The following is a 10,890-nucleotide window of genomic DNA, read 5'->3' on the forward strand; positions in this document are numbered from 1 at the left end:
ATTTAGCTTAAAACGATGGGAAGCAGCTGAACCAGGATATAAACAAACGGAGCTTCGAAGATCACGCTGTCGAAACGATCGAGAATTCCGCCGTGCCCCGGGATAATTTCACTGAAATCTTTAATATGGCAGCTGCGCTTGATCAGTGAAAAGCTCAGGTCGCCAAGAATCGAGATGCCTGTTCCGAAAACTCCGATCAGAACAAGAGGCAGGTATGACACATTCACGCTGTAAGCATAATAGATCGCGTGAAATAAATAACCGAAAACCAGCATGGCGGCAACATTCAGAAGAAGCCCGCCGATGGCTCCCTCTATGGTTTTATGCGGACTGATATTTGGGCAGAGCTTATGTTTTCCGAAAAAGGTCCCCGCGAAAAAAGCGCCGACGTCCGCCGTCCACGCGGAAAAGATTCCTATAATCACATAAAACATCCCATGGCTGCCGCCGATTTCTCTTAAGCTGATAATTGTTCCCAACGCGGACGGAATCAGCAAAGACATACTGTAAATTACGCCGACTTCGCGAAAAGTAATCTCCGTATGATATAAAATCAAAGCGGAAAAAATGATTACGGTGTAGAGAAAATAAGCGGCGTCATGCCAAAAGGGAGTTGAAAGGAATGGAAACACCGCAGAAAAAAGCAGACTGGGAATCAGAAGGATCAGATTTTTGGCAAGACCCAGCGCGGTGATAATTTCATTCACCGCAAGAACGGAGATCAGGCCGATCGCAAAATTCAAAGCAAGCGGAAGCGTGCTGTTGCAGATAACGATCGCGGCTAGAAAGACAATCAGGGTCAGTGCCGATGTAACTCTTGTTCTCAATCAAATCCCTCCGAAGCGCCTGTTGCGGGCGGCATAGAGATCCAGTGCTCGATCCAGATCTTTCGGCTTGAAATCCGGCCAAAGAGTATCCATAAAAATATATTCGGTATATGCGGACTGCCACAAAAGAAAATTGGAAATTCTCTGTTCTCCGCTAGGGCGAATGATCAAATCAGGGTCAGGCTGTCCGGCAGTATACAGCCTGCGGGCAAAGTCCTCTTCCCCAATTTCGTCCGGCGGCAAACTGCCATTCTGAACATCCCGAACCAACGCCTTTGCCGCCTGAAGGATCTCTGCACGACCGCCGTAATTTAAAGCAATATTCAAAACCATTCCGGTCTTGTTTTTGGATACACGGACTGTCTCGTCGATTAACTCCCTCAGCCTGGGATCAAAGGCTGTTTCATCGCCAAGAAAGCGAACCTGAATATTTTCATCAAGGAAATTCGTTAAGGCATCGCTGAGATACTGCTTGAAAAGCTTTATCAGCGTCAAAACCTCATTCTGCGGGCGCTTCCAGTTTTCGGTTGAAAACGCGTAAATCGTCAGATAACGGATTCCTATTTGATTGCAATAGCGGACGATGGTCTTAAAAACCGCCGCTCCGGCCGCATGGCCTGCAGAGCGGGGAAGACCCCGCTCTTTCGCCCAGCGGCCGTTGCCGTCCATAATAATTCCCACATGTACGGGCAATATTTTTGCCGTCATGAATTTTATATCTCCAAAATTTCCTGTTTCTTATTTTCGAAGACCTTATCCGTCTCCTTACAATACCTGTCTGTCAGTTCCTGCGTGTGCTTTTCAGCCGTTTTTAAATCGTCTTCCGTCAGCTCAGAGTTTTTCTTCTTCACTTTCAGCTTATCCATCGCGTCACGACGGATCGAGCGAATCGCGACCTTGCATTCCTCCGCCATTTTACCGATTTCTTTCACGAGGTCGCGGCGTCTTTCTTCAGAAAGCTGTGGAAACGTAAGTCGGATGATTTTGCCGTCGCTCTGCGGATTAATCCCCAGTTCGGAAGTTTCTATCGCGCGTTCAATCGATTTGCACACGGTTGCATCCCACGGCTGAATGGTAAGGACACGCGCTTCACTGACGGAAATAGCGGCAAGCTGATTGATCGCGGTCGGCGCGCCATAGTAATCCACCCGAATTTTGTCCAGGACAGCAGGATTGGCCCTGCCTGCGCGAATCGCGGCATAATCGCCCGAAAGAACGGAAATGCTTTTTTTCATACGGCTCTCGGCATCAGATAATATTTCTTTCATGACTAATCCTCCTTTACAACTGTTACAATTGTTCCAATCGGCTCGCCGCAGACCGCTTTTACAATGTTCTCCGGCCGGTCGATGCTGAACACCAGAATTGGAATATGGTTATCCATGCAAAGGGAAGCGGCGGTACTGTCCATTACCTGCAGGCCACGGTTCAGCACATCAAGGAAAGACAGAGAATCAAATTTTACCGCATTCGGGTTTGTCTTTGGATCGCTGTCATAAACGCCGTCAACCATGGTTGCTTTCAGTACGATATCCGCGTCGATTTCGGCGGCACGCAGGGCTGCGGCCGTGTCTGTGGAGAAGAACGGGTTGCCTGTACCGCAGCCGAAAACCACCACTCTCCCCTTTTCCATATGACGAACAGCCCGATTGCGGATATATGGTTCAGCGATCTGTCTCATTTCAATCGCAGTCTGAACACGGACCTGAACGCCAAGCTGCTCCAGTGCATCCGCCACGCCAAGCGCGTTGATTGTGGTGGCAAGCATTCCCATATGATCGGCCCGCGTACGGTCCATTTTGCCGCTGCTGCGCCCGCGCCAGAAATTTCCGCCGCCCACAACTATGCCGATCTGTATTCCCATATCAGCGCATTGTTTTATTGGCCTGCAAATTTCCAGAACCTTGTCGAAATCAATCCCGTGGGATTTCGAACCAGCCAGACTTTCGCCGCTTAATTTTAATAAGATTCGTTTATATTTTGGCTGCAATTCCAACACTCCTATTCAGTTTCTCTTATTTTACATGATGGATAGTGCAAAGTAAAGCATTTCATCGCTAAATATAGTTATTCTTGCCAGATTCCACGCGCCAAAGACAGAATGACGATTCTTTTTTCACACGATACCCAACGACGGGTCGGCAGGGCGTTTAAAGCAAAAGCTCTTTTGCTCTCACCGGCACTGCCGGTGGTTTCGATGCACAAAAACAGCCGCCCAACTTTTTCACAATTGGCGGCTGAACTTCCGTTTTCAAGCGGCAGAAAAATTATTTCGATTTATTTTTAATGATCCGGTTGAGTTCGTCCATAAACGTGTTGACATCTTTGAACTGGCGATAAACAGAAGCAAAGCGGACATATGCAACTTCATCGACCGCTTTTAATTTTTCCATGGCATATTTACCAATCAGGCTGGACGGTACTTCGCGGTCCAGAGAATTTTGAAGCATATTTTCAATTTCATCAACGATTTTTTCCAGCGTTTCAATAGAAACAGGGCGCTTTTCACAAGCCCGCAGCAATCCGTTCAGCAGCTTGTTGCGGTCAAAGGCCTCTCGTGATTTGTCTTTTTTGATCACAACGATGGGCACCGTTTCAATCACCTCATAGGTGGTGAAACGTCTGGAACACTTCAGGCATTCCCTGCGTCTGCGGATTCGTTCCCCCTCGTCCGTCGGGCGTGAATCGATTACTTTGCTTTCTGCGTAACCGCAATATGGGCACTTCATCGCTTGGATCACCTCTGCTTAATTATACCAATTTTCAGTATGAATATCAAGCAAAACTATGAAATCTTTCATAATAATTCTTCAACAACATGTTTAGCCGAAACAAGCTCTTCCATCCGGGTGAAATTTTTCCGGTATACCTCAATAATCAGGTCCCCGTCAAAGCTGAATTTTTCCAGCATGCGGATCAGTGCCGGATAATTCATTGTTCCACAGCCGGGAAGCACGCAGTCCGATCCGGGCATATTGTCATTCATATGGACGTGAACGATTCTGTCTCCCATCGCGGCACAAATCCGGTACGGATCCTGCCCGCCTCGGACCGCCTGCTTAATGTCAAGGACAAAAGCGCAGTTCTCGCCGCAGTGTTCTTTCATTTTAAAGATAAAAGACGGGTCGTCGCTTAAAAAATTATTTACATTCTCCTGTGCAACGGTGACACCAAATTTTTTTCCCAGCTGAAACAGCCGGACGTACCGTTCATAATATTGCAAATCGGCGGCAGGCGAGCGCTTTTCGCTTCGTTTGCCGTGGAGGACAAATATTTCGGCGCCCAGCAAATTACACACCTCAAAATATCTTTTATAGATTTCAAGGCCGTCGAGAAACCGCCGTTCGTAATCGGAAAACAGCATGAAGCTTTCAAATCCGGAAGTAAACGGGTGCAGCGATTTGATGCGGCTGCCCGTATCCTTCGCCTTGAGACGAAGTTCCCTGACATAATCCGGCTTCAGTTCGCTGAATGTATTGATAAAAATTTCAAATTCGTGAAATTGCAGCTTCAGCAATTCAGAAAAAGCGTCTTCAAGCAACATCGGATATAAACAAGCCGTGGAAATGCCGGCCCTCATAAAATCACCTCCTGGTTATTATATTCCAGCCAGGGGCAAAAGTCCAGATTAAACAGGATCGGTCACGGGTATCCTAATATAGTGAAGATGATGAAGGAAGGAAGAGAACTCTATGCGGCGGGACAAAAAGAGAAATCTGATCGTGAACGAACTGTTTCGCGTTTCCCGTTTAAGCATGGAGGCGGCCGAGCTGGTCCTCCCTCTCGTGAAAGACGAAAGCTTAAAATATCAGGTTCAACGGCAGCAAGAACTTTACCGCTCCACCGCGGCAAAGTCGGCGGAAATTCTGTGCCGAAGCGGACTTAATCCGGAAGATGAGCCGGGACTGATGGAACGGGTTCTTCGTGATTCCATTAGAATGGATACCTCATGGAATAAAAGCGCCCCTCATATTGCACAGATTGCCATTCATTGTACAGACGCCGCGATGAAAGATCTGGTGAAATCCATGAACCGATCCGCCGACGACGACACGGAAAGCCGAAAGCTTGCAGAAGAATACCTGGCCGCAAGTCAGAAAAACATTGAGCTTTTAAAAATGTATCTGTAAAGGGGAAACTGCCCGGGAGCCGCGCACGTCCTTGATTTCAGCCGACAATTCCGTTATAATGATTGGAACGGCGATCAAAGCCGTGAATCCTGCTTGACAAGCAGTGTACATAGGAAGGATAGAGCATGGGGTACCTCAGCATCGGAAATCTGGAAAAATCGTTCGGTACGCAGGTGGTGCTGAGCGATGTTTCCTTTGAAATACAGGAAAACGACCATGTCGGACTGATCGGAAGCAACGGTTCCGGAAAAACGACCTTGTTTAAGCTGATTACCGGAGAATTGTCCCCGGATGCAGGAACCATCTCGGCCGCAGGAAAAACGACGCTCGGCTATATGGAACAGCATGTTTGCCGCGACCTTGACAGGAGCGCTCTGGATGAAGTCCTCACGGTGTTTTCAACACTTCTTGCCCAGGAGCACGAGCTGGAAGAAATTGAACAGATCCTTCTCAACGGCAGCCCGGAAAACGTTGATTCTCTTGTAGATCGGCAAACCGTCTTAAACGAAAGATTCATTGCGGACGGCGGGCTGACCTTTCGAAGCCGTGCGCGTTCCGCGCTCCTTGGGCTTGGCTTTGACGAGGAACAGACGGCTACCCCGATTGGCAAGCTGAGCGGCGGACAGCGCGCGAAACTGCAGCTGGCAAAGCTGCTCCTCAGCGGTGCAAACCTGATGTTGCTGGATGAACCGACCAACCATCTTGATCTTGCGTCCGTCGAATGGCTGGAGGATTTTCTGCGCTCTTCCAAAGCGGCCTTTCTGGTAATTTCCCACGACCGTTATTTTCTGGATCGGGTAACAAACCGGACGTTTGAACTGAAGAATCACAAGCTGAGGCTCTATAAAGGAAGTTACACCTCCTATCTGGAGCAGAAGGAAAACAACGATCTCTCCGTAAGCCGACAGTACGAAAACACACAAAAAGAAATCAGCCGTCTGGAAGGAATTGTCGCGCAGCAGCGCCGGTGGAACCGTGAAAAGAATATTAAAACTGCGGAAAGCAAACAGAAAATGATCAACCGGCTGGAACAGACCCTTGTAAAACCGGACGCACAGGAAAACACGCTTTGCTTTCAGTTTGGAATCAATGTTCGCAGTGGAAACGACGTTTTGACCGCCAAAGATCTCTCTCTCTCTTTCGGGGACAACCATCTGTTTCAGAACGTGTCGTTTGAGATTTACCGGGGGGACCGGGTTTTCCTGATCGGCCCAAACGGCTGCGGCAAAACCTCCCTGATCAAAGTTCTTCTGGGGCAGCTTTCCCCGGACTCCGGTTCCTTTCGCTTGGGGACAGGCGTGAAAATCGGATATTACGACCAGCTGCAGACAGGGCTGAGGCCCGAAAAACGAGTGATTGACGAAATTTGGGACTACTATCCTCAAATGACGGAAACACAGGTCCGCAGTGCGCTTGCGGTTTTTTTGTATCAGGGGGAAGATGTTTTCAAACAGGTTTCGGCTCTGAGCGGCGGAGAGCGCGCAAGGATCCTGCTGCTGCGCCTGATGCTGTCCCGGGACAATTTTCTTTTACTGGACGAGCCAACCAACCACCTGGATCTTCCGTCCTGCGAGGCGCTTGAGTCTGCTCTGGAAGATTATGAAGGAACTTTGCTCATCATTTCTCACGACCGTTATTTTATCAATAAAACCGCAAATCGCATTTTCGCTTTAAAAACGGATGGATTGGAGGACTGCGGCGCAAATTATCAGGAATACCTGGACAAAATAAAAAACGAACAGACCGCAGCGCCTGCCCGTGAAAGCGAAATGGAAAACGACTACAAACGAAAAAAGAAACAGGGGGCCGCGCTTCGAAAACAAAAGGCAGCGATTCTGCGGCTGGAGAAAGAAATCGACCAAAACGAGAAAATCATTGCGGATCTGGAAGAAAAACTTGCCGAACCCGAAACTGCAAGCGACTATCAGGCTGCGATGGAACTAGCAAACCAAATTAACTCCCTGAAATCAGAGAATGAAAACCTCTTTGAAGAATGGAGCGGCCTGTCCCAGCAGGAAGAGGCATAAAAAAACAGCGTCGGTCTCAACGGCCGCGCTGCAACTTGAAATTTAAGACTTTATAGGGACGGGATCGCATTGGAACTGTTGTAACTGCCTGATAAAATCATCCGCATTATTGCTGTCGACTTCAATTTTCAGTGGCTTGGACAAATCAAGACTGAAAATACCCATGATCGATTTGGCATCGATCATATATTTGTCGGTGGCAAGGTTGATCGGAAAATTATAACTGTTTGTCAATGTGACAAATTTTTTCACTGCTTCAATGCTGGAAAGAAGAATCGAAGTCGTGTACATACAGTTACCCCCCTGATTTATTTGTCTCTACAAAATATAGCTCAATTCTGACGCAAGGTCAATGTTAAACTTGCCTATAGATTTTTTCTTTCGACAAAACAAAATATCTATTTTTATAAAAGGTGTACAAATGAAAGTATCTGTTCTAACGCTAGGATGCAAAGTAAACCAATATGAATCCCAGGTTCTGCTAAATCGTCTTCAGATGGCCGGCTTTACCGTTTGCGATTCCTTGCAGGAAAGCGACATCGTCGTTTTAAACACCTGTACGGTAACTTCAATGAGCGACCGGAAAGCACGCCAGATGCTGCACCGTGCCCGCAGAGATAATCCGGGCGCGGTTTTGGTTGTAACCGGATGCCTGCCTCAGGCATTTCCTCAGGCCGTTGAAAATGAGCTTGCGGAAGCCGATATTGTACTGGGCAATTCCAACCGGTCCTCCCTATTGCCCGATCTGCAAAAATATCTGATGGATAGACAGAGAATCATCGATATCGTCCCGCATAAACAGGGCGAAAAATTCGAGCCGATGAATACGAACCGTTTTTTTGAGCGGACACGCGCTTTCTTGAAAATCGAGGATGGCTGCAATCGCTACTGTTCTTACTGTATTATTCCATATGCACGCGGAGCGGTACGGTCAAAACCGATGGAAGAGCTGAAAAACGAACTGGAGCAAATTGCTGCGGGCGGCTACCGGGAAGTCGTTTTAACGGGAATCAACCTGTCCGCATACGGTCAGGAACTTGGCCTGACGCTTTGTGACGCAGTTGAAGCCGCCTGCGCGGTCGAGGGAATCCGACGGGTCCGTCTTGGTTCCCTCGAGCCGGAACGACTGGATGAATCCGTGATAGCACGTTTGAAACGCCAAGAAAAATTATGTCCGCAGTTTCATCTTTCGCTTCAAAGCGGGTGCGACGAAACTTTGAAGAGAATGAACCGGCATTACGATACGGAGGAATATCGAAGGATTGTCCGAAATCTGCGTAAAGAATTTGACAATTCCGCGATCACAACGGATATTATGGTTGGCTTCCCGGGCGAAACGGAGGAAGAATTTGAAAGCTCCAAAATCTTTCTGAAAGAAATCGGTTTTGCAAAGGCACATGTTTTCGCTTATTCCCGCAGACCCGGAACGGTTGCAGACCGCGCACCGGACCAGGTGGACCCGAAGGTGAAAGAGGACCGCAGCAAACGAATGATTGAAGCGGCCCGGGAAACAAGGTCGGCGTTTCTTCAAAGCCAGTGCGGCCTGACGGAATCCGTCCTCTTTGAACGGAAATGCTCGGCCGGCGTCTATGAGGGTTATACGGCCAATTATACGCCGGTCAGAACGCACAACGCCGACGACCTCTGCGGAAAAATTCTGACAGTGCGCATCACGGAAACCACACAGGATTTTTGTCTTGCCGAGTCGGTTCAGGGCGAGCGGCCCAAAGCCTCCACAACATTCTGAACCTCCTGCTTTGTCTGATCTCCCACCAGATAATCGCAGGAATAAAACATGAATCCGTTACAGGTGGTTTCGCGCCCGTACTCAACCTGGCTTGCCAGAATCCCGCTGGAAGTTTTCCAGGTGCCGCTGTCCGCGTCGGACCCGGCCTTATAGACCGCCAGACCATAATAGAGTTTTATATTTTTGTTTGTAACCAGCTGTCGCCATGCTTTTGCCGCTGTGTCAAACGGCAGGACCGGATTATCGAAATTAACGTACAGCTGCGGACAGATATAATCCACATAGCCTGTTGCGGAGCACCATTCCGTGACATTTGCGCCCATTGCAAGGTCGTTCTGAATGTTGCCCTGCGGGGCAATACCGAACGGCAGGGAAGGTTTCACGGATTTTATTTCCTGATAGACCAGCGAGACCATTGCGCTGACATTTGCCTGCCGCCAGTCCGAAAGTTTCATAGGGGTTCCGGTCTTTTTGGCGGATTCACAGTAGGCGGAATAAGAAGTCTGATCAAACGCCGCGTCTTGTGTCGGATAAAAATAATCGTCGAATTGAATGCCGTCCACATCGTAATTCTGTGCGATCTCCTTTACTCCGTCCGCTACAAAACGGCGGACCCCGCCGTAAGCGGGATTAAAATATTTGCCGTCGCCAGAATCGACCACCCAATCTGCTTTTGAATTGTCTTTCTTCCATGTGTTGTAAACATTTCCCACCGCTAAAATGGAAGGCGTGTTTGAAACCTGAATTCTCAGTGGATTCACCCAGGCTTGAATCTTCAATCCGGCCTGGTGGCTTGCCTTTATCATATCGGCGAGAGGGTCGTACCCCGGATTTACGCCCTGAGTGCCCCCCACAACATGGCTCCATGGAAAATAAGAGGATTTGTACAGCGCGTCCGCAAACGGTCTTACCTGAACAATCAGCGTATTCATTCCGCACTTTTTGGCGTTGTTGATGATCGTATTAAACTTATTTAGAAAGGCTTGTTCGCTTTTATCGTCGTCTCTGCTCATGTTCAGGCTTAGATACGGAACCCAGACCGCGCGCATTTCCGATTCGTTTCCCGTGACGTGAGCGACGGCTTCCGCCGCGGAGGAAGTCACAGCGGTTTCGTTGGGCCGCGGGATTTCCGTTACGGACGTTTTTAGATTGTTGCTGCGGTTGAAATTAACTGCCATCGTCACGGCAACAACGATCGCGAGGAGAAAAACACATACTATCATACTGTGCCGGTTAAACAGCCTGATTACCATTTTTTTCATCCTTTCCATAACATCATTTGACAGAAATAACGATATCGTGTAAAATAATCCCTTCGGGGGGTGGAAAAATGTTCTTTATTATTGGAATCACGAGCGGTATTGCGGAACTGGGTTTTCGCAGCTGCGGGTATTTTCCCTGTTGCTCTCTCAGGGGAAAGACGGCATTGGTAACATGCGTTTACAAGCAGTTTACTTTTTTCTTTATTCCCCTGTTTCGTTTCGGGAAAAGATATTTTATTTCATGCCCTAACTGCGGGGCCGTTTATGAAATCCATCGCGAGGAAGGAAAACGAATTGAACGCAGCCCCGGTTCAGAGATAAATCCGGACCAGATTTTCCGCGTAGCGGGGCGCGCCGCCAGGTTTTGTCCGAATTGCGGCGCACAGGTGAACCCGGACAGCCGTTTTTGTCCGAATTGCGGCGCCAGACTGTAATGGAGGCTGGGAGGAAAAACATTGCCTGGTTATATATATTTGATTTGTTACGCGATTATTATTAATCTTGTGGCGGCAATTTCCACCGTTGTGGATAAGCACCGCGCAGCGCGGCACAGATGGCGAATTCCTGAGAGCAGGCTTTTGTTTTTTGCCGCCGTCGGCGGTTCGCCCGCCATGCTGTTTACCATGCTGCTGATTCGGCATAAAACAAAGCACGCAAAATTCATGATCGGTATTCCTGTGATTTTACTGGCTCAGTGTGTTGTTCTGTACTTTGGGTTGCAACTGTTTCAGTAACATAAAAAAATCACGCTTCCTTTTCATTGGAAGCGTCAGATTGTCGAAGAACCCACCTGACGCGTTAAGCGAAGGATGGGCTCTTTTTACAATTTGCGTGAAGAGAAAATAGAAAACGAAAAATCAACATAAAGCCGGAAGAATGACGATCCCGCCACTTCCA

13 protein-coding genes are annotated in these 10,890 nt (G+C 48.3%); 5 read left to right on the forward strand and 8 right to left on the reverse strand.

All coding sequences use genetic code 11. The features are described from left to right. Window positions 1-2 precede the first annotated feature (2 nt). From ACLQ3M_RS13405 to ACLQ3M_RS13430, 6 genes are all read right to left on the reverse strand, one after another. Window positions 3-827, reverse strand: a complete 825-nt coding sequence (locus ACLQ3M_RS13405) for a phosphatidate cytidylyltransferase (RefSeq protein ID WP_411678196.1) — start codon at window positions 825-827, stop codon at window positions 3-5. Next, a complete protein-coding gene (locus ACLQ3M_RS13410) occupies window positions 828-1,535 on the reverse strand; it encodes an isoprenyl transferase (protein ID WP_411678197.1) in 708 nt (235 codons plus the stop codon). Window positions 1,536-1,540: 5 nt separating this feature from the next. Further along, on the reverse strand, window positions 1,541-2,095 hold the full coding sequence (gene frr / locus ACLQ3M_RS13415) for a ribosome recycling factor (protein ID WP_411678198.1): 555 nt from the start codon (window positions 2,093-2,095) through the stop codon (window positions 1,541-1,543). A 2-nt stretch (window positions 2,096-2,097) separates the two neighbouring features. Continuing rightward, window positions 2,098-2,817 carry a UMP kinase gene (gene pyrH / locus ACLQ3M_RS13420; RefSeq protein ID WP_411678199.1) on the reverse strand — a complete coding sequence of 240 codons (720 nt, stop codon included), beginning with the start codon at window positions 2,815-2,817 and terminating at the stop codon, window positions 2,098-2,100. A gap of 277 nt (window positions 2,818-3,094) precedes the next feature. Beyond that, a complete protein-coding gene (gene nrdR / locus ACLQ3M_RS13425) occupies window positions 3,095-3,556 on the reverse strand; it encodes a transcriptional regulator NrdR (protein WP_411678200.1) in 462 nt (153 codons plus the stop codon). 68 nt (window positions 3,557-3,624) lie between these two features. Beyond that, window positions 3,625-4,407, reverse strand: coding sequence for a sugar phosphate isomerase/epimerase family protein (locus ACLQ3M_RS13430; protein WP_411678201.1), 783 nt, complete (start codon window positions 4,405-4,407; stop codon window positions 3,625-3,627). Window positions 4,408-4,519: 112 nt separating this feature from the next. Between ACLQ3M_RS13430 and ACLQ3M_RS13435 the strand changes: the two genes are divergently transcribed. Together ACLQ3M_RS13435 and ACLQ3M_RS13440 are read left to right on the forward strand one after the other, a co-directional pair. After that, entirely contained in the window at window positions 4,520-4,957 is a 438-nt protein-coding gene (locus ACLQ3M_RS13435; RefSeq protein WP_411678202.1) for a hypothetical protein, read from the forward strand. 125 nt (window positions 4,958-5,082) lie between these two features. Next, the gene (locus tag ACLQ3M_RS13440) at window positions 5,083-6,984 is read left to right on the forward strand and encodes an ABC-F family ATP-binding cassette domain-containing protein (protein WP_411678203.1); all 1,902 of its coding nucleotides are present in this window, start codon (window positions 5,083-5,085) and stop codon (window positions 6,982-6,984) included. Window positions 6,985-7,026: 42 nt separating this feature from the next. Here the strand turns inward: ACLQ3M_RS13440 and ACLQ3M_RS13445 are convergent, their stop codons facing one another. Further along, window positions 7,027-7,275, reverse strand: a complete 249-nt coding sequence (locus ACLQ3M_RS13445) for an HPr family phosphocarrier protein (protein ID WP_411678204.1) — start codon at window positions 7,273-7,275, stop codon at window positions 7,027-7,029. 130 nt (window positions 7,276-7,405) lie between these two features. On the opposite strand from ACLQ3M_RS13445, the gene mtaB reads away from it, so the two are divergent. Then, the gene (mtaB, locus tag ACLQ3M_RS13450; protein ID WP_411678205.1) at window positions 7,406-8,731 is read left to right on the forward strand and encodes a tRNA (N(6)-L-threonylcarbamoyladenosine(37)-C(2))-methylthiotransferase MtaB; all 1,326 of its coding nucleotides are present in this window, start codon (window positions 7,406-7,408) and stop codon (window positions 8,729-8,731) included. On the opposite strand, the gene ACLQ3M_RS13455 is transcribed toward mtaB, so the two are convergent. Then, on the reverse strand, window positions 8,695-9,984 hold the full coding sequence (locus ACLQ3M_RS13455) for a glycoside hydrolase family 10 protein (RefSeq protein ID WP_411678206.1): 1,290 nt from the start codon (window positions 9,982-9,984) through the stop codon (window positions 8,695-8,697). The genes mtaB and ACLQ3M_RS13455 overlap by 37 nt on opposite strands. 77 nt (window positions 9,985-10,061) lie before the next feature. Here ACLQ3M_RS13455 and ACLQ3M_RS13460 point away from each other — a divergent pair, with 77 nt between their 5' ends. Together ACLQ3M_RS13460 and ACLQ3M_RS13465 are read left to right on the forward strand one after the other, a co-directional pair. Continuing rightward, window positions 10,062-10,427 carry a zinc ribbon domain-containing protein gene (locus tag ACLQ3M_RS13460; protein WP_187036472.1) on the forward strand — a complete coding sequence of 122 codons (366 nt, stop codon included), beginning with the start codon at window positions 10,062-10,064 and terminating at the stop codon, window positions 10,425-10,427. A 21-nt stretch (window positions 10,428-10,448) separates the two neighbouring features. Continuing rightward, on the forward strand, window positions 10,449-10,727 hold the full coding sequence (locus tag ACLQ3M_RS13465) for a DUF1294 domain-containing protein (protein WP_411678207.1): 279 nt from the start codon (window positions 10,449-10,451) through the stop codon (window positions 10,725-10,727). The last annotated feature ends 163 nt before the right edge of the window (window positions 10,728-10,890 follow it).

This window comes from Caproicibacter sp., from assembly GCF_046707225.1.
Taxonomy (GTDB): domain Bacteria; phylum Bacillota; class Clostridia; order Oscillospirales; family Acutalibacteraceae; genus Caproicibacter.

Coding starts and splice junctions, on each gene's coding strand:
- ACLQ3M_RS13455 (WP_411678206.1), bottom strand. CDS start 9,984: ATGGTAATCAGGCTGTTTAACCGGCACAGTATGATAGTATGTGTTTTT.
- mtaB (WP_411678205.1), top strand. CDS start 7,406: ATGAAAGTATCTGTTCTAACGCTAGGATGCAAAGTAAACCAATATGAA.
- frr (WP_411678198.1), bottom strand. CDS start 2,095: ATGAAAGAAATATTATCTGATGCCGAGAGCCGTATGAAAAAAAGCATT.
- ACLQ3M_RS13445 (WP_411678204.1), bottom strand. CDS start 7,275: ATGTACACGACTTCGATTCTTCTTTCCAGCATTGAAGCAGTGAAAAAA.
- ACLQ3M_RS13435 (WP_411678202.1), top strand. CDS start 4,520: ATGCGGCGGGACAAAAAGAGAAATCTGATCGTGAACGAACTGTTTCGC.
- nrdR (WP_411678200.1), bottom strand. CDS start 3,556: ATGAAGTGCCCATATTGCGGTTACGCAGAAAGCAAAGTAATCGATTCA.
- ACLQ3M_RS13460 (WP_187036472.1), top strand. CDS start 10,062: ATGTTCTTTATTATTGGAATCACGAGCGGTATTGCGGAACTGGGTTTT.
- ACLQ3M_RS13430 (WP_411678201.1), bottom strand. CDS start 4,407: ATGAGGGCCGGCATTTCCACGGCTTGTTTATATCCGATGTTGCTTGAA.
- ACLQ3M_RS13410 (WP_411678197.1), bottom strand. CDS start 1,535: ATGACGGCAAAAATATTGCCCGTACATGTGGGAATTATTATGGACGGC.
- ACLQ3M_RS13440 (WP_411678203.1), top strand. CDS start 5,083: ATGGGGTACCTCAGCATCGGAAATCTGGAAAAATCGTTCGGTACGCAG.